Annotated in this window: 19 protein-coding genes; 8 read left to right on the top strand and 11 right to left on the bottom strand. The window is 51.0% G+C overall.

What is annotated here, in order from left to right; translation table 11 throughout:
- The first annotated feature begins 264 nt into the window (after positions 1-264).
- Both fabA and fabB read left to right on the top strand, forming a co-directional pair.
- A complete protein-coding gene (gene fabA, locus ACJJIM_RS00285) occupies positions 265-789 on the top strand; it encodes a 3-hydroxyacyl-[acyl-carrier-protein] dehydratase FabA (protein WP_108731685.1) in 525 nt (174 codons plus the stop codon).
- A gap of 67 nt (positions 790-856) precedes the next feature.
- A complete protein-coding gene (gene fabB / locus ACJJIM_RS00280; RefSeq protein WP_413664294.1) occupies positions 857-2,080 on the top strand; it encodes a beta-ketoacyl-ACP synthase I in 1,224 nt (407 codons plus the stop codon).
- A gap of 59 nt (positions 2,081-2,139) precedes the next feature.
- Here fabB and ACJJIM_RS00275 read toward each other — a convergent pair whose 3' ends face one another.
- The 4 genes from ACJJIM_RS00275 to ACJJIM_RS00260 form a co-directional block, all read right to left on the bottom strand.
- Positions 2,140-2,988, bottom strand: coding sequence for a sugar nucleotide-binding protein (locus ACJJIM_RS00275; protein WP_413664293.1), 849 nt, complete (start codon positions 2,986-2,988; stop codon positions 2,140-2,142).
- Between the two features lie 15 nt (positions 2,989-3,003).
- Entirely contained in the window at positions 3,004-3,627 is a 624-nt protein-coding gene (gene ssb / locus ACJJIM_RS00270) for a single-stranded DNA-binding protein (RefSeq protein ID WP_282934376.1), read from the bottom strand.
- 172 nt (positions 3,628-3,799) lie between these two features.
- Complete coding sequence (locus tag ACJJIM_RS00265; protein WP_413664292.1) at positions 3,800-4,951, bottom strand: MFS transporter; 1,152 nt, start codon at positions 4,949-4,951, stop codon at positions 3,800-3,802.
- A 90-nt stretch (positions 4,952-5,041) separates the two neighbouring features.
- On the bottom strand, positions 5,042-6,448 hold the full coding sequence (locus ACJJIM_RS00260) for a mannose-1-phosphate guanylyltransferase/mannose-6-phosphate isomerase (RefSeq protein WP_444912067.1): 1,407 nt from the start codon (positions 6,446-6,448) through the stop codon (positions 5,042-5,044).
- Positions 6,449-6,607: 159 nt separating this feature from the next.
- Between ACJJIM_RS00260 and uvrA the strand changes: the two genes are divergently transcribed.
- The 6 genes from uvrA to ACJJIM_RS00230 all read left to right on the top strand — a co-directional run bounded on the left by uvrA (position 6,608) and on the right by ACJJIM_RS00230 (position 14,466).
- Positions 6,608-9,433, top strand: coding sequence for an excinuclease ABC subunit UvrA (gene uvrA, locus ACJJIM_RS00255; protein WP_444912066.1), 2,826 nt, complete (start codon positions 6,608-6,610; stop codon positions 9,431-9,433).
- Positions 9,434-9,521: 88 nt separating this feature from the next.
- The gene (locus ACJJIM_RS00250) at positions 9,522-10,121 is read left to right on the top strand and encodes a hypothetical protein (protein WP_282934380.1); all 600 of its coding nucleotides are present in this window, start codon (positions 9,522-9,524) and stop codon (positions 10,119-10,121) included.
- A gap of 65 nt (positions 10,122-10,186) precedes the next feature.
- Positions 10,187-10,936, top strand: a complete 750-nt coding sequence (gene pxpA / locus ACJJIM_RS00245; RefSeq protein ID WP_282934381.1) for a 5-oxoprolinase subunit PxpA — start codon at positions 10,187-10,189, stop codon at positions 10,934-10,936.
- Positions 10,933-11,661, top strand: coding sequence for a 5-oxoprolinase subunit PxpB (gene pxpB, locus ACJJIM_RS00240; protein WP_444912065.1), 729 nt, complete (start codon positions 10,933-10,935; stop codon positions 11,659-11,661). The genes pxpA and pxpB overlap by 4 nt, the downstream gene beginning before the upstream one ends.
- A 12-nt stretch (positions 11,662-11,673) precedes the next feature.
- Entirely contained in the window at positions 11,674-12,651 is a 978-nt protein-coding gene (locus tag ACJJIM_RS00235) for a 5-oxoprolinase subunit C family protein (RefSeq protein ID WP_282934383.1), read from the top strand.
- A gap of 360 nt (positions 12,652-13,011) precedes the next feature.
- The gene (locus ACJJIM_RS00230; RefSeq protein ID WP_413664286.1) at positions 13,012-14,466 is read left to right on the top strand and encodes a pectin acetylesterase-family hydrolase; all 1,455 of its coding nucleotides are present in this window, start codon (positions 13,012-13,014) and stop codon (positions 14,464-14,466) included.
- Between the two features lie 56 nt (positions 14,467-14,522).
- On the opposite strand, the gene ACJJIM_RS00225 is transcribed toward ACJJIM_RS00230, so the two are convergent.
- From ACJJIM_RS00225 to rpsM, 7 genes are all read right to left on the bottom strand, one after another.
- Positions 14,523-15,158 (bottom strand): hypothetical protein, encoded by a 636-nt coding sequence (locus ACJJIM_RS00225; protein ID WP_282934385.1) that lies wholly within the window; start codon positions 15,156-15,158, stop codon positions 14,523-14,525.
- 133 nt (positions 15,159-15,291) lie between these two features.
- Complete coding sequence (locus ACJJIM_RS00220; protein ID WP_444912064.1) at positions 15,292-15,549, bottom strand: YeaC family protein; 258 nt, start codon at positions 15,547-15,549, stop codon at positions 15,292-15,294.
- Between the two features lie 72 nt (positions 15,550-15,621).
- A complete protein-coding gene (gene rplQ / locus ACJJIM_RS00215) occupies positions 15,622-16,008 on the bottom strand; it encodes a 50S ribosomal protein L17 (RefSeq protein WP_108731671.1) in 387 nt (128 codons plus the stop codon).
- A gap of 123 nt (positions 16,009-16,131) precedes the next feature.
- Positions 16,132-17,136, bottom strand: coding sequence for a DNA-directed RNA polymerase subunit alpha (locus ACJJIM_RS00210; RefSeq protein ID WP_282934387.1), 1,005 nt, complete (start codon positions 17,134-17,136; stop codon positions 16,132-16,134).
- Between the two features lie 44 nt (positions 17,137-17,180).
- Positions 17,181-17,801 carry a 30S ribosomal protein S4 gene (gene rpsD / locus ACJJIM_RS00205; protein ID WP_108731669.1) on the bottom strand — a complete coding sequence of 207 codons (621 nt, stop codon included), beginning with the start codon at positions 17,799-17,801 and terminating at the stop codon, positions 17,181-17,183.
- A 15-nt stretch (positions 17,802-17,816) separates the two neighbouring features.
- Entirely contained in the window at positions 17,817-18,206 is a 390-nt protein-coding gene (gene rpsK / locus ACJJIM_RS00200; protein WP_020411406.1) for a 30S ribosomal protein S11, read from the bottom strand.
- Positions 18,207-18,295: 89 nt separating this feature from the next.
- Positions 18,296-18,652, bottom strand: a complete 357-nt coding sequence (rpsM, locus tag ACJJIM_RS00195) for a 30S ribosomal protein S13 (protein WP_282934388.1) — start codon at positions 18,650-18,652, stop codon at positions 18,296-18,298.
- Positions 18,653-18,702 lie beyond the last annotated feature (50 nt).

Here is an 18,702-nt window from a genome sequence, read left to right as displayed (position 1 = left end):
ATCATAGCGTCGCTGTGCAAGCACTTACACTCGATAACGTTAAGCTTGGCCCAAAATGTGAATTCCCCCGAGGATAAACACCAAAACTATACGAATAAGATGAGGAATTAATACGCTAAATAGGGGGTATTTGTGAAGACAATTCTCACGCCAGTCACAAAAACCACCTTGACCGACTGGACAAGCGACACAGACCCCTTAGAATGCCCGCTCTTGCAAAAGTGTCCAATCTCAATTGCATAACCACCCACTAACGGGGAAATGATGAGTAATTTTGTACAAAAAAGTGAGTATACCAGAGAGGAGCTCCTGACCTGCTCCCGTGGCGAGATGTTCGGCCCAGGCAACGCCCAGTTGCCGGCTCCCAATATGTTGATGCTCGATCGTATCACCCATATATCCAAGGAAGGTGGTGCTTTCGGCAAGGGAGAGCTGATCGCTGAGCTCGACATTCACCCCGACCTATGGTTCTTCGACTGCCATTTTCCCGGCGATCCCGTAATGCCCGGCTGCCTCGGCCTGGATGCTATGTGGCAATTATTGGGTTATTTCCTGGCCTGGAAAGGCAACCCCGGCCGCGGTCGTGCACTGGGCTGTGGTGAAGTTAAATTTACAGGCCAAATTCTCCCCACCAGCAAGAAGGTGACTTACCATATTCAGATGAGCCGGATTGTTGAGCGCAGGCTTGTTATGGGTATTGGCGACGGCAGTGTCTCTGTGGATGGAAGAGAAATTTACACAGCAAAGGATCTTCGCGTAGGCTTATTTACCCGTACGGACAATTTTTAAACTCGTTTAAGACTAATACCGGTAGAAACCATCAGTCCTCTGCCGACAAGCTATGCTGGAGATCACTATGCGTCGGGTCGTCATTACCGGAATGGGTATCACTTCCTGTATCGGTACCAACACTAAAGAAGTCACCGAGTCACTGAAAACTGGTCGAAGCGGCATCCGCTTCCAAGAAGAGTATAAGGAGCTCGGCCTGCGCAGCCATGTGGCTGGGCCTGTGGACATCGATTTCAAAGAGCATATCGATCGCAAGCAACTTCGCTTTATGGGCGACGCTGCAGCCTATGCGTACATTGCCATGCGTGAAGCAATCGAGATGTCGGGCCTGCAGGAGGAGCAGATATCTAATCCGCGCACGGGTATCGTGATGGGCTCTGGCGGCACATCCACTCAGCAGATTATTGACGCTGCACATACTCTGAAGGAAAAAGGTGTTCGCCGTGTAGGCGCCTACCGCGTGCCCCAGGTAATGAACAGTACCGTTTCCGCATGCTTAGCCACTCCATTCAAAATCAAAGGGGTGAACTACAGTATTTCCTCCGCTTGCGCTACCAGTGCCCACTGTATAGGAAACGGAGCTGAGCTTATCCAGATGGGTAAGCAGGATGTAGTGTTTGCTGGCGGAGGTGAGGAACTAGCCTGGAGTTTGACTCACTTGTTTGACGCTATGGGCGCCCTCTCAAGCAAATATAACGATACTCCGACAAAAGCATCACGCCCCTACGATGCCGATCGCGATGGCTTTGTGATCGCCGGTGGTGGTGGCTGTCTGGTACTCGAAGAAATGGAGCACGCCGTGGCTCGCGGTGCGACCATCTATGCGGAGCTGACCGGTTACGGCGCAACTTCCGATGGTTACGATATGGTTGCCCCAAGCGGTGAAGGCGCCACCCGCTGTATGCAGCAGGCTCTGGCCGGTATGGACGGCAAAGGCCTGCAGGGTAGCGTGGACTATATCAACACCCACGGCACCTCTACACCCGTAGGCGATGTCGCCGAATTGAAAGCCATGCGCGAGGTCTTCGGGGATACCGTTCCGGCATTCGCCTCTACCAAATCTCTGACAGGCCACTCTCTGGGAGCTGCAGGGGTTCAGGAGGCCATTTACAGCCTGCTGATGATGCAGAATAACTTTATTGCTGCATCAGCTAATGTAGAGAACCTCGACCCCGCTGCGGAAGGCATGGACCTTGTCCGCCAGCTGCGTGAGACTGAAGTCAAACGGGCTATGTCCAATAGCTTTGGCTTTGGCGGAACTAATGCTTGCCTGATATTCGATAAAATCTAATCGAAATAAAAAGGGCGCCGCAAGGCGCCCTTTTTATTGACTGCACAACAGAAACCAAACTATTCCGGAGTCGCGTGCAAGCGCTCCAACCACAGCTCAACCTGGCGTGTCAGTCCCTGTCTCCAGCTCCGCTGCTGAACACCAAAGACATCCCGCAGCTTGCCACATGAAAGTACTATGCTGCGATCCCGCTTTTCTGCCTCATCCCCTAATGAAATAAATTGCGCAAAGCGCTCTTCATCGTAAAAAGCCTGGGCGCGCTCGACCACCTCCAGGGCAAACTCCATCGCTGTGCAGCTATCAGAACTACCGTAGTGGTAAACACCTCCTGCCTTAGCCCCGCTAGCGAGCTGCTGGGCAACCGCCACTGCGACACGAGCCATATCCACCACTGTTACTGGGTTGCCGCTGTTCCTTCCATCCAGGGCTAAAGGCTCCCCAGACACAAAGTTGCGTAAAATACGCCCTAACAAGGCATCCTGACCACTATCCACCATCCAGCCAAAACGCAAAATCGTCAGGTTTTGCAGCCCATTAAAGGCATCTTCGCAGGCCAGCCATTCGCGTCCACTCGGGGACTGTGGTTCTGCGGGCTCATCCTCGTCATAGCGGCGGCGCTCACCGCCAGAAAAAACTTGGTAGGATGAGAGGTGAATAATATATTCACAGGGTGCAGCACAAAGCCGCTTACTCACCAGCAGTGACTCCGGCATGCCTCGATTGTCGGCACAGGCGGAGGCATTAATCACAATTGAGCCCGGTCTCAATTGATCGATTTCCCCAGGGGTCAACTGCTGTATGCGAAAGCCTGCGCGCTGCAGTCTTTTTTGCAGCGCACCATCAATCTCATTACCAGCTGTGATAATGGCGACGGTATCCGGCATATAACCTGTATTCAATTCAGACACTGGTAAATCCAGTTCTTAGAACGGGATATCGTCATCAAAGCTATTATCGAAACCACCGGCAGGACCTTGGTTCGGCTGTTGCTGGGGCTGCTGGTTAGCTGGTGCCATCGGTGAGGGAGCGGTACGCCCCTGCCCATATGCCTCCTGGCCGCCCTGCTGCTGGTAGCCACCCTGGAAACCGCCGCCCTGCTGGTCAAAACCGCTGGAACCACCCATCGGCTGGCCGCCACCCATTTGGCCACCTGCGGCTGCGCCCATTCCAGCGCCACCCATACCCTGACCAAAGCCGCCCTGCTCACCGCGACCGTCCAGCATCTGCATTTCGCTGGCAACGATTTCAGTGGTGTAGCGGTCCTGGCCGGAATTCTTATCCTGCCACTTACGGGTGCGTAGAGAGCCCTCTACATAAACTTTGGCCCCCTTGCGCAGGTACTCACCGGCGATCTCAGCCAGGCGGTTAAAAAATACTACGCGATGCCACTCAGTGCGCTCCTGCTGCTGGCCAGTCTGCTTGTCTTTCCAGCTCTCACTGGTAGCCAGGCTGATGTTGGTAACAGCACCGCCACTCGGCATATATTTGGTTTCCGGGTCATTCCCCAGATTACCGATCAGAATTACTTTATTAATACCCCTGGCCATGGCCCTCTCCTCTCGTCAACCCGGGCTCCACCCGGGGCAATAAACTATTTAAACAATCAATTAATCTATCAAGTGTTATGAAATACCGTCAGTGCTACATTGCACCATCGGTAAATATTGTATTTTTATCCAGTAGGATACAATAGCGGCTCAGTGTTAGTAAGCGCTACCTTCACGCTCTCTCGCGCAAACCCCACCACAGCAACATCCATAGCAGCAGCACCGCCAAGCCCAGAGCAGCAACTGCGGAAGCGCCCCCCAGACCGAACAGCAGGCCACCCAGGCTACCGCCGACAAAGGTGCCAAAGAACTGTAAAGTCGCATAGAGCCCCGTAGCTGCACCTCTCGCTTCCGCCGGAGCCTTCCTGGTTAGCTGCGCCGGCAACAGGGCTTCAAGCAGGTTGAAACCGGTGAAGAACACTGCCAGCAAGACTACCAGCACCCAGGTGCTTGCAGACAACAAGGCCGCACTGCCACCGATCAAAGCTAAACAAGCAAAATTAAGCGCAAAAGGCACCCGATCACTTTTCTCTGCCGCCCTCATCATTGGCAACATCACCAGGAAGGTGCCGAGCATTAGCGGCCCATACAGTTTCCAGTGTTCGCTCGCCGGCCAATCCAATCTATCGACTAGCACCAATGGCAAGGCGACAAACAATGCCGTGAGCAACAAGTGGGAGAAAAAGGCCCCAGAAACCAAGCGCCAAACAAGACCACTTTTAACTACCGAACGAAAACCACTGCCATAAACCGCGGGCCGCCGAGCCGCCTCCGGAGTCGGCACCAGGCGCCAAACCAATAATCCACCCAGCAGTGCTAATCCAGCAGTGACCCAGAAAATTGCCGGCAAGCCGCCCACACCGGCCAGCGCCGGCCCCAGGATCACCGCCAGCATAAATGCAACGCCAATAGACGCTCCGATAATCGCCATCGCAATACCGCGCTTTTCATCGCGGGTTAAGTCGGCAACCAGCGCCATCACAGCAGCGGCAATAGCACCACAACCTTGCAGTACCCGCCCCACAATAAGGCCGTAAACCGAATCTGTCAGCGCAGCGATGACACTGCCCAGGGCAAACAGTGCAAGGCCGGTATAAATGACCGGCTTGCGCCCCCAACGATCGGACAGGAGCCCCAGAGGAATTTGGAGTATCGCCTGACTCAGGCCATAGGCACCCATTGCCAGCCCCAGCAGCATGGGCGTGCTATCACGATAGCCCTCGCCGTACACAGTGAGAACCGGCAGGACCATAAACAGGCCCAGCATACGAAAGACATACAGGGAAGCCAGCCCACCCAGGGCGCGGCGCTCAATGGAATTCATGCAAATCCCGGAACAGCATCAAATAGGGCGCGCATTGTACAGTGAGCCGCCTCCCGGCTGTAGGGGAAACAGCACAACTTTTATCCACAACTAGTTACGACCGTACTCATCATCGAGGCGGACAATGTCATCCTCCCCGAGATAACTGCCGGATTGCACCTCGATCAGCTCCAAGGGAATCGTACCGGGGTTCTCCAAACGGTGGACCACCCCCAGGGGGATATAAGTCGATTGGTTCTCGGTTATCAGGACCTCTTCTTCACCCCGGGTAACTTTCGCAGTTCCCTGCACCACAACCCAGTGTTCAGCGCGGTGGTGATGCATCTGCAGGGATAGCTGCTGGCCCGGCTTCACCACAATACGCTTCACCTGAAAGCGTGGACCCGCATCAATCGAGTCGTAGTAGCCCCAGGGCCTATATACCTTGCGGTGCCTTTGGGCCTCACTGCGGCCAGTGCTCTTGAGGTTACTGACCAGTTTTTTGACTTCCTGGACCCGCTGCCGGTCTGCGATCAGAAGCGCGTCGTCAGTATCGACAACCACCAGGTCGGATACACCGAGAAGGCTGACCAAGCGGCTCTCACCACGCACCAGGCAGCGCTGGGAGTCTTCTAGCAACACATCACCCTGGAGCAAATTGTCATTGGCATCGCGTTTTGCCAGCTCCCACAGCCCCTGCCAGGAGCCCACATCGCTCCAACCCGCATCCATTGGTACAACTGCAGCGGATTCAGTCGGCTCCATCACTGCATAATCTACAGACTCATCCGCGCAGGCTGCAAAAGCCTCTCTATCCACCCGGGTAAAATCCAGGTCCCTAGCAGCACTCTGATAGGCACTGCGGCAAGCTGCGAGAATATCTGCACGGTACCGCTCCAACTCCTCCAGATAGCGGGAGGCGCGGAACAGGAACATGCCACTGTTCCAGGAGTAATCCCCGGATGCCAGGTAAGATTCAGCAGTTTCAGTGTCCGGCTTTTCGACGAACTCCGCCACTTTCCAAGCAGTTTCCGCCAATTTATCCCCGCGCCGAATGTAGCCGTAGCCGGTCTCCGCCCGGGTCGGCACAATACCAAAGGTGACCAGATGCCCCTGCTCAGCCAGGGCTCGGGCCGACTCTACAGACTCCTGAAAATTTGCCTCGTCAGAAACGGCGTGGTCTGCCGGTAATACCAGCAGTAAAGGGTCAGCTCCTGACTCCAGTGCTGCCAGGGCAGCCAAAGCAATAGCCGGTGCAGTATTGCGCGCGCAGGGCTCTAACAAAATGGACTGAGCACCGTGGCCGATTTCCTGCAATTGCTCGGCGGCGGCAAAACGATGCTCTTCGTTGCATACCAGGATCGGCGCCTGTAATGGCTCAATGCCCTCTAGGCGCCTTACGGTTGCCTGTAACATCGTTTCACCACCGATAAGGGGTAAGAACTGTTTGGGGTAGGCCTCGCGAGAGAGTGGCCACAGACGCGAGCCAGTGCCACCACAGAGAATCACAGGAATCATCGAATGCTATCTGCCTGAATGTCGGGTATTGCGAAAGACAATTTTCGCACATCAGGTGGCGAGTTTATACTTGACTGTTTTTCCGGCACCGCAGTTGTGATCGCCCCGCGCGGAGCAAGTCCGAGGCCCGGCCCAGTATTAGCAGCATATAGGTAGAGCGTGGACACGATTTATGTAAGGGGTGCTCGCACCCACAACCTCAAGAATATCGACCTGGACATTCCCCGCGATAAACTGATCGTTATCACCGGCCTGTCCGGTTCCGGCAAATCTTCCCTGGCCTTTGACACCCTTTACGCAGAGGGACAGCGCCGCTACGTGGAATCACTCTCCACCTACGCCCGTCAATTCCTGTCGATGATGGAAAAGCCGGATGTGGATACCGTCGAGGGGCTATCACCGGCAATTTCAATCGAGCAGAAGTCCACCTCTCACAACCCCCGCTCCACTGTAGGTACCATCACAGAGATCTATGACTACCTGCGGCTGCTATTTGCCCGGGTTGGAGAACCCCGCTGCCCCGAACACGACAAACCCCTGCAAGCCCAGACGATCAGCCAGATGGTGGATCAGGTACTGGCTTTACCGGAAGGCAGCAAGATTATGTTGCTGGCGCCAGTAGTTCGCGATCGAAAAGGTGAGCACCAGCACGTGTTTGAACAACTGCGCCGGGACGGATTTGTGCGGGCACGGATCGACGGAGTTATCTGTGACCTGGACGACACCCCCAAGCTGGATAAGCGCCGCAAGCATACCATTGAGGTGGTGGTAGACCGCTTTAAGGTGCGTGAGGACCTGCAACTGCGTTTGGCGGAATCCTTCGAAACTGCCCTGAATCTCACCGACGGTATCGCCTCCATCAGTTTTATGGATGGAGACCAGGAAGATCGCCTCTTCTCCGCCCGCCACGCCTGCCCCGTCTGTGATTACTCACTGGATGAGCTGGAACCGCGCCTGTTCTCCTTCAACAACCCCGCGGGTGCCTGCCCCAGCTGTGACGGCCTGGGCGTCAAACAGTTCTTCGATGAAGACAAGGTAATTATCGATTCGGAAAGCAGTATTTCCGAGGGCGCCATTCGCGGTTGGGACAGACGCAACATTTACTATTACCACATGCTCGACTCCCTCGCCGAGCACTACGGTTTCGATCTGGGTAAGCCCTGGAAAAAATTACGCAAAGCCCACCGCAAGGTTATCCTGCAGGGCAGTGGCGACGAAGAGATAGACTTCAGCTACGTCAATGATCGCGGCGATGTCACCGTGCGCCAGCACACCTTCGAGGGCATTATCCCCAATTTCCAACGCCGCTATCGGGATACCGAGTCCCAATCGGTACGGGAGGAGTTAGCCAAGTATCTGAGTACACAAAAATGCCCAGAGTGCCACGGTACCCGCCTGCGCCGCGAGGCCCGTCATGTCTTTGTGGATAACCGCACCCTGGCGCAAATTACTGAGCTGCCTGTAGGCGATGCGTTCGAGTATTTCGACCATGAGCTGGCTTTTAAAGGCGCCCAGAAAGAGATTGCCGATAAGATTCTCAAAGAGCTTCGCGATCGATTCCGCTTCCTCGTCGATGTCGGCCTGAATTACCTAACCCTAAACCGCAGTGCAGAAACCCTCTCCGGCGGCGAAGCACAGCGCATTCGCCTCGCCAGCCAGATCGGCGCCGGCCTCGTGGGCGTAATGTATATTCTCGACGAGCCCTCTATCGGCCTACACCAGCGGGACAACGAGCGCCTGCTCAACACCCTTACCCACCTGCGCGATATCGGCAACACGGTTATTGTGGTGGAGCACGATGAGGATGCCATTCGCAGTGCCGACTTTATCGTCGATATTGGCCCCGGTGCCGGAGTCCATGGTGGAGAAGTCGTGGCAGCGGGTACCGCCGATAAAATTACCAAATGCAAGAAATCCCTAACCGGTCAGTACCTCTCCGGCAAAAAGAAAATTGCCGTACCGGAAGAACGCTACGTACCCGACCCGGACTATTTGTTGCGCCTCGAAGGGGCCAGTGGAAATAATTTACAGGACGTCGATCTGGAGATCCCAGTAGGATTATTTACCTGTGTAACCGGTGTATCCGGCTCTGGTAAGTCCACCCTGATTAATACAACCCTCTATCCACTTGCCGCCACTGCACTTAACAAAGCAACAACCCTTAAGGCCTCTCCCTATAAAGAGGTGCACGGTCTGGAGCACTTCGACAAATGCGTGGATATTGATCAGAGTCCTATCGGGCGCACTCCTCGCTCAAACCCGGCAACCTATACCGGTATTTTTACCCCAATTCGCGACTTGTTTGCTGGCACCCAGGAAGCCCGCTCACGGGGCTATAAACCTGGACGCTTCAGCTTTAACGTCAAGGGTGGGCGCTGTGAAGCCTGCCAGGGCGACGGGGTGATTAAGGTAGAAATGCACTTTTTGCCGGATGTCTATGTACCCTGTGATACCTGTCACGGCAAGCGCTACAACCGCGAGACCCTGGAGGTACACTACAAGGGCAAGAATATCCACGAAGTATTGGAAATGACCGTGGAAGATGCACGGGAATTCTTTGACCCTGTGCCCGCAATCGCGAAGAAGTTGCAAACCCTAATGGATGTCGGCCTCTCATATATCAAGCTAGGCCAGGCTGCCACCACTCTCTCAGGTGGTGAAGCCCAACGGGTAAAACTCTCCCGCGAGCTATCCAAACGAGACACTGGGCAAACCCTGTACATCCTCGACGAACCGACTACCGGCCTGCACTTTGCCGATATCCAATTACTGCTGGATGTTCTCCATCGCCTGCGCGATCACGGCAATACCATCGTAGTGATCGAACACAATCTGGACGTGATCAAAACTGCAGACTGGATTGTAGACCTGGGCCCGGAGGGTGGCTCTGGCGGCGGGCAAATTATTGCCACGGGGACACCTGAGGATGTTGCAGAAATGGACATTTCCCATACCGGGCGCTTTCTAAAAACCATGCTGAACTAATTGAATAGGAAAGGATGCCAATCTATAGACCGGCATCCTTTCTAGCTCAATTCACTTAAAAATAACTAGTAGGTAGGTGCGACAAGATATGAAGTTATTCAATCGCGACCGCTTAAACTCAGTGATCGCAGTAAGTGCAATTATGATTTCTCTGGCATCCTTCTATGCCACCTATTTACAAGCCAGAGCTGCCAATCAACAAGTCAAAATAATGACAATGCCTGTTATTCAGTTCAGCCATGGCAACTATGACGAGGAGAGCAATCAAAGCAAAATTACATTTGGCTTTCGCAATGCTGGGGCCGGCCCTGCCATCCTAAAATCCGTTAGCTTTAAATATAAAAATGTAGAATACTCAAGCACCCATGATTTTTTGCGCGCCTGCTGTCAGGAAGAGCATAAAATGATGAAAAATAAATTTAATAGAAACTATAATAATCACCACCCACCCCTTGACGAAGGCTTTCAAAGCTCTTCAGAAATAAATGAAGTTATCATTCCCTCACAGTCGGAGTACCCTTTCTATTCTTTAAGTCGTGGCACTGCAACTTCTGAACTATGGGAAAAAATTAATCAAGAAAGATGGAACCTTTCAATTTCCGCCTGCTTCTGCTCCCCACTGGGAAATTGCTATGAATCAAATTCAAAGAAAATCTCTATGGAAGTAAATCAGTGCCCTGACAATTAACTACTTTAATAGGCAGATTCTTAGCGTTAAAACCCATTCAAAATATATACAGGCAGGATGCCACAGTGAACATTGATATCAACTGCGATCTGGGTGAAGGTGCTGATTTACACAGCTGTGACAGGGACGCCCAAATCATGCCGTTTATTTCCCGTTGCAATATAGCTTGCGGCGGTCACGCTGGCACTCCCGAGATCATGGGTAGATCAATCGAAAACGCCCTAAAAAATAGTTTAAAAATCGGCGCGCACCCCAGCTACCCCGACAGGGAAAATTTTGGCCGCAAATCTCTAGTTATTCCTCAAAATAAATTACTCGACTCTCTTTGCGCACAAGTAAACCAACTAGAAAATATCGCGCGTAGCCTAGGAGCAACTTTAGACCATATTAAACTACACGGCGCTCTCTACAATGATACAGAGTCAAACAGAGAACTCGCTAAAAGTATTATTACCCTACTCGACAAAGAATATCCTTCACTGAAAATTATTGGGTTAGCCAACGCTGCCATGCAGTTCGCTGCTGCCAAACAAAATAAAACATTTATTCGCGAAGGATTTATGGATAGGCAGTACCTCAGCAATAACCAACTAGCTCCACGCTCAATGGCGGGTGCTGTTATTGCTGAGACAGAACAGTGCTTACAGCAGGCTATCTGCTTGGCAAAGGGCTTAGAATTTAACGATTATCTTGGTGAAAAATTGCAATTCTCTGTGGATACCATCTGCCTCCACGGCGATAATCCCCAAGCGCCCATTATCGCCAGACAACTTAATCAACATCTCAATGCAAACGGCGTGAGTATAGCTCGGTGACACACCCTGCCCCCCATATACCACTAGCTATTACCATTAACGGAGATTGTGCAGTAGATATCCGCTTTTCCGGCAAACCATGCAAAGCTCTTAGCCGGACAATTATCGGTTTGAGAGCGGCTCTATTAAATGAAGTGCATCCAGGTATCATTGATATCATTCCTGCATACCAGTGCTTAACTGTTATTTTCAATCCTTCCCTATGGGATCACAAAACCTTATACCAATTACTCACTAAAACTACCGAGGACTTTCTAAACAACCCTGCCCCCTTCACCAGTAGACCACGTATAGTGCGTATTCCCGTATGCTACGAAGAAGGCTTTTCTCCAGACCTTGAGGCATTATCAGAACATACCAAATTATCGTCACAGGAAATCATCAAACGACATACCGCACAACGTTACTTAGTGCATATGTTGGGCTTTACTCCAGGCTTCTTATACCTTGGCGGACTTGACCCAAAGCTATATTGCCCCAGAAAAGAAACTCCCCGAACCAGAATTCCCGCAGGCGCTGTCGGGATAGGTGGAGAACAAACAGGCATCTACCCACAAGCTACACCGGGGGGATGGCAAATTATTGGCCAGACACCCCTTAGTCTTTTTCAACCTGCGGAACTCTCCCCATTTATCGCTGCACCTTTAGATGAAATTGAATTTTATGCAATAGATTCTCAGCAATTTCATATACTCTCGCAGAGTACTAAAAGTAGTTCACCCTAAAAAGGAGGGTCTATGGGTATTCACTTTCTTCGAGCGGGGCTACAGACAAGTATTCAGGACCTGGGTCGTCCAGGCATGATGCACTGTGGAATTCCATGGGGAGGTGCTGCCGACCCACTATCGATGAAAATAGCCAACCTGTTATTAGGAAACCCGTTAGGGCACCCAACCTTTGAGATCACCCTGCTCGGCCCTAGAATCGAATTCCTCTGCAATCTCACTATCGCTATAGCCGGAGGCCAATTCAGAGGCTCCTTAAATAACGAGTCAATTGATAATTTCCGAACCTATAGGGTTAAGCCTGGTGATATTTTGGATATAGCTCAAGCTATTTCCGGTGCAAGAATCTACCTTGCGATTTCTGCCAAGATAGACGCACCCAATATCTTAGGTAGCTCTGCAACTCACATTATTAGTAAATTTGGCGCAAATAGTGGCAAACCGATCACATCTAACGAAGTCATCCACTTTAAAGAAGTCCACACCGCAAAAGAATCTGTACTAAATAAAAGATTTCACCTTCACTACTCACATAACTCAAAGCTACGGCTAGTGGCTGGACCAGAGAGCAACTTATTTTCCAAGAAATTTATTGAACACTTTTACGGCTCAACCTATCTGGTTTCTACCCAAAGCAATCGTATGGGCATTCGTCTATCCACTAAAAACAATTCTACAATTCATAAAATTACAAACGGAAAGACACAACTATCATCAGCAGGACTCTATCCCGGCAGCATTCAAGTACCACCCGATGCCAATCCTATTATTTCCTTTATTGAGGGACAGACTATTGGCGGGTACCCCCGAATAGGCCATATTATAAAATCGGAACTTCATCGCCTGGGCCAGCTAGCCCCAAAAAACAAAATCACATTTCAAGAAATAAGCATTGAAGAATCGCGCGAAATTTTCAAAAAGAAACAAGACCTAATTAAAAAACTCCAACAGAGCCTGAATCTTAAACACAGGGAGGCACTATCCCTTTAATACAAGCATAAAAATTATCAGATACAGAACTATTTAGCGCTCAAAAATAACACCATAAAGTATAAAATAAAAATTACGCCAAAATATACAAAATAATTTTAATAAAAGTTTAAATGGAATATTTTTGAGCAAAAACAGAAGAAATATAACAGAAACTCTGTGACCGACAAGTTTCCCCTCATATCTTTCTAGACCAAAACATCATTATTAACTAACCTCATTGGGTTTTACCCAAACAGCGATTTGGACTAGCGTGCAAGTTGATTATCTACAGGGAGCAAATAACCTCCAAACAATTATTGCAGGATCAACAAAGCACACTCCAAAGAGAAAACACACAATACCTTAAGGGGATTAATAATGATAAAAATTCTCCGTGGTTTTATTTCAATACTCTTAGCGAGTTCTCTACTTATCACAGCGCATGCAAATGCAGAACCGGGTGATTACAACTTCTGGACTACCCTAAAGCATTTGTTTGATCCACCCAATGCCGATGCGCCAGTCACCTCACAGCAAGCTGAAGGGATGTATCCACTAACTATGGATGATCCCAGTTTTAATGATGATTTTGATCCTGGCGACTACAACACCTGGCAAAAAATTGATGTACCTACCAGTACAGGTGCCATGTGTGGGAATGGATCACCCTATAAGTTCTTTGTTCACCGTGTTCCAGATACCAGTAACACCATTTTCTATTTCGAGGGTGGTGGGGCATGCTGGGACTATGAAAGCTGCTCAGGGCAAGCTGGTATTCGCGGGGCTCGCAACCCCAATGGCATTCCTGATGATTACCTAAGCAATGTGCACTTGTTAGATTTTACAAATTTCGAAAATCTTACTACCGCTGGCGTATCCCCTTTGATTTATACACATCACCCCTACGACCAGTATAAAACTGGCGAGTGGAATATGGTTTATGTACCGTATTGCACAGGGGATATCTACGTAGGCGATAAAACTGAAATATACGAGGACACTACTGGCGAGAACCCCGACCTTATCTGGCACCACAATGGATTACGCAACGTTCAGGCAGTTACTTCCTGGGTGAAAAATAATTTGCAAAAACCGAAGCAGATGCTCGCTGCGGGTTGTAGTGCAGGTAGTATTGGTGCTCTGTTTAATTATTCGAAGTTGCGCGAGGATATGAATGTCGATTATGGCTATCTCCTCGATGATTCAGGCCCTCTCTATCAGGCACCTTTAGACGGGAGTGACAGCACCCAATATCCCTCTTTACCGCTACATAAAGAAGTGCTGCGTTCTTGGACTACCTATACCGCCGATAGCGATGAAAGCTCGGAAAATCCCATCACTATGTTAAAAGCCATAACACCGGGATTCGAAGCCAATCAGCTAGCCTCACTTTATGCTGCGCTTTCCAATAAATTCCCCTCAGATCGACTGGGTATTACGCACTTTCTTGCTGACGGGAATTTTTCATCGTACTCCTACGAGAGATTTTATGAGGATATTTATAATGATCCCGATGCAGACTCCCGTTTAAATAAATTGCGACAGCGCTGGCAGAAAGATACCCATGAAAATTTGATTCCACTGCTGGATCAAACTAGTAACTGGGGCTATTACTTCCCGATGTTCCGCAACTTGAACGAGAGCCACTGCACAACCATTATCGATTTAAACTATGGTGAGATTGCCGAGCACGGGCTTGAATTAAAAGATTTCCTCGACAACATCGTCAATCATAACGGTGGAGGCATGATTCGGGCATACGAAACCGATGAGGTTTCAGATTATGAGGACAATAGTAACTGGTTCTATGATCTGATCGGCTTGTTTATGTAATTAAAATGCCCCCAGCGCTGCCGGTAACTCGCTGGCAGCGCTGAATGATAGAAAGCCTAACTGCCATATACCGCCTCACGGGCGTCCTGAAGGCGTTTACGTAAGTATTCATGTCTACTCATACCATCGGGAAAGGACGTCATCTGCTGAACTTCCTCAACGATCGAGCGCTCAAGATCCTTATAGGTGGAAAAGCCCGGAACCTCGACATGGGGGTCGTAATCCCTGATCACCGTTTGCGCTTTATCCCGATAAATATTAAATAGCTCTTCAGCTCTTTGGGTGAACTCTGCCTGGTTAAGGCTATTTTTTTCCAGCCAGGCCAACTTCATTGAAAGCGCTTCATAGCCTGTAATACGCGATTCCCGCTCTATTTTTTCAATCGCATCCCAGGCCTCTTCACCAGAGAGATTTCCCAGGTCTGCAAAGTAGTCCTTGAGCGCCTGCTTAACATTCTCACGGTCCAGATAAGCCTGAACCCGAGGATGATTTAATAACTCTTCGACCTCCGCATGTTCCAGCTGGGACCAGGGTATGCTGTCAGAAATATTCTTTACTAATTCACTATCATCTTTTAGCGGCTCTATCATCTGGCGCACCTTGGCCACACTTGAACGCACATCAATATCGTAGTGATCAACCCCTACAACGGCGAGCGTTACTGCTCCGGCAAGCAAAATCAGCTTTTTCATAATTAGTTACCGAGCAAATTAGAAATTATGTATTTGTCTGTCGGTAACTATCTAAGCAGAGAATTGGGAGAGCATGAAAGAAAATAACGCCCTCACCAATGAATAAAGTGCCAATATCTTACAGACTGATTAGCTAGCCAACCCAGTTAACCGCTTGCTCATCGTCTTTTTTTCCTACACAGGGCTCATCCTTGGTCTTCGGCGCCACATAGCCTACCTGTTGCTCCCGCGGAAGGTTTGCGGACTCCCAATTGGAAACCGCTTCTGCGCAGAGGCTGCGTTGCTCAGGGGTTAGCGCAACACCATTGGGCCATTTTCCAAGTTCAATGGCCCGCTTTAAGCTGCCCACAATCTCGGGATTCAAACTCTTTAACAATTGCTCAAAAGACATACAAAAATCTCCTTATGGCAAAAAAAAGGCCGGTCAAAGACCGGCCTTCCGTAGCGCTATGGCTAATAACGCTTAAGCTTCAGCAGCTTCGTCTTCTACTTGAGGACGATCTACCAGCTCAACGTATGCCATCGGCGCCTTATCACCAGCGCGGAAACCACACTTCATGATACGGATGTAACCACCAGGACGGGCTTCGTAACGAGGACCCAGCTCGTCGAACAGCTTGCGCACAGCATCCTTATCACGGATACGAGCGAAAGCCAGACGGCGGTTAGCAACACTGTCTTTCTTAGCCAGAGTGATCAGCGGCTCGGCAACGCGGCGCAGTTCTTTGGCTTTGGCCAGTGTGGTTTTGATCAGTTCGTGCTCCACCAGAGAGGCGCTCATGTTCTTGAACATGGCCTTGCGGTGAGCGCTCGTGCGGCTGAATTTACGGCCACTATAGCGATGACGCATGACTCAATTCCTTACGACCTAAGTTGCTGTCACAGCAGGTCGTTCTGGAGCGGTGTCGCGCTAAGCTGTAGCACCGCTCGGGTTCTTTCTACTAATCACGACACCGTCGCGACTACCAAATGCTTACAGGGGGCTTAACTTGCTGTCGCCTTTCAGGCTGGCCGGCGGCCAGTTTTCCAGGCGCATACCCAGGGACAAACCACGGGAAGCCAGTACGTCCTTGATTTCAGTCAGAGACTTCTTACCAAGATTCGGCGTCTTCAGCAGTTCTACTTCAGTGCGCTGAATCAGATCACCAATGTAGTAAATATTCTCTGCCTTCAGACAGTTCGCCGAACGTACAGTCAACTCCAGGTCGTCTACCGGGCGCAGTAGTACCGGATCAACTTCAGGCTCTTCAGCCTTCGGCTGTGCATCCTTCTCGCCTTCCAGGTCCACAAATACTGCGAGCTGTTGCTGCAGAATAGTGGCGGCGCGACGAATAGCCTCTTCCGGGTCCAGGGTACCGTTGGTCTCCAGATCCAGAACCAGCTTATCCAGGTCAGTGCGCTGTTCTACACGCGCGCTTTCCACGCTGTAGGAAACGCGACGCACTGGGCTGTATGAAGCATCCAGCTGCAGACGGCCAATTGCACGGCTTTCCTCTTCCTCGCCACGACGAGCATCGGCGGGCTGGTAGCCACGACCGCGCGCTACAGTGAGACGCAGGTTGAGCTCGACATCACCAGTAATATTGGCGATCACGTGCTCAGGATTAACGATCTCGATGTCGTGATCTACCTGGATATCTCCAGCAGTCACCGCACCTGGGCCCTTTTTGCTCAGGCTCAATACCGCCTGATCCTTACCGTGCATAACAACGGCGATTTCTTTCAGGTTGAGCAGGATTTCAATTACATCTTCCTGCACACCTTCGATCGCGCTGTACTCGTGCTCGACACCTTCGATTTCCACCTCGGTGACGGCGCAGCCCGGCATGGAGGACAGCAGGATGCGACGCAGCGCATTGCCAAGAGTGTGGCCAAAGCCACGCTCCAGGGGCTCCAAAATCACTTTGGCGTGATTCGGATTGTACTCGGTGACGTCAATACGACGCGGTGTCAAAAACTCGTTGACAGCAGTCTGCATAGCCATACCTGTTTACAGTTGCATTCCTTAAAGTGGACTTATTGTTACTTGGAGTACAGTTCCACGATAAGGTTTTCGTTGATCTCTGCCGGCAGATCGACACGATCCGGAGTGCGCTTGAAAGTGCCTTCCAGTTTGCTCGCGTTTACGTCTACCCACTCGACATCGCCACGCTGGGCAGCGAGGGAAACGGAATTCTGGATACGCAGCTGCTTCTTGGCTTTCTCACGTACAGCGATAACGTCGCCTTCTTTAACCTGGAAAGAAGGGATGTTAACGGTAGTGCCGTTTACAAGAATCGCTTTGTGGGAAACCAGCTGACGCGCTTCAGAGCGAGTTGAGCCGAAGCCCATGCGGTAAACCACGTTGTCCAGACGCTGCTCGAGAAGTTGCAGCAGGTTTTCACCTGTAGCGCCCTTCAGACGTGCTGCTTCCTTATAGTAGTTACGGAACTGCTTTTCCAGTACGCCGTAGATACGACGAACTTTTTGCTTTTCACGCAGCTGAATACCGTAGTCGGACAGACGACCGCGACCAGCGCCGTGCTGACCGGGTTTGGATTCTGCGCGACACTTGGAGTCGTGCGGACGAACACCACTCTTCAGCTGCAGGTCAGTCCCTTCACGACGGGACAGTTTACATTTTGGTCCAATATAACGTGCCATTTTGTCAGCCCCCTCTTACACGCGACGCTTTTTAGGTGGACGACATCCGTTATGCGGGATAGGCGTCACGTCGGTGATGTTGGTGATCTTGTAGCCGCAGTTGTTCAGTGCACGAACGGCAGATTCGCGACCGGGGCCAGGGCCCTTAACTTCTACGTCGAGGTTTTTCAGGCCGTATTCCTGAGCTGCAGTACCTGCGCGCTCAGCGGCAACCTGGGCTGCAAACGGGGTGCTCTTACGCGAGCCACGGAAGCCAGATCCACCTGCGGTGGCCCAGCTGAGGGTATTACCCTGGCGATCAGTGATCGTCACGATCGTGTTGTTGAACGATGCGTGGATGTGGGCAATACCGTCGACAACGGTCTTTTTGACCTTTTTGCGAACAGTAGTTTTTGGCTTAGCCATACCAGTATCCTAAATCCTGTATCAAATCCCCTCGGCGATTAGCCGGATGGGGCATCTTGAACCGCGATTTCGCGCCTTTTAGTTAAGGCTTACTTGCGAATCGGCTTGCGCGGACCCTTACGGGTGCGAGCATTGGTCTTGGTGCGCTGACCACGCAGCGGCAAGCTGCGACGGTGACGCAGACCGCGATAACAACCCAGGTCCATCAAACGCTTGATGTTCATGGATATTTCACGGCGCAGGTCGCCTTCCACGGTCAGTTTTGCAACTTCACCACGGATGGTTTCGATCTGCTCTTCAGACAGTTCGCGGATTTTGGTGGATTCAGCGATACCAACCGCTGCCAAAATAGACTTAGCCGTAGTGCGACCAACCCCATAAATGTGGGTCAGGGAGATTACGGCGTGCTTGTGGTCTGGTACATTGACACCAGCAATACGTGCCATAGAGGCGTACTCCACGTATTGGAGTCACTGCTTTATATTAAGTATGTGAC

The organism is Microbulbifer maximicatervae (SeqCode) (assembly GCF_052467615.1).
This window is presented reverse-complemented; position numbering and strand designations above follow the sequence as displayed.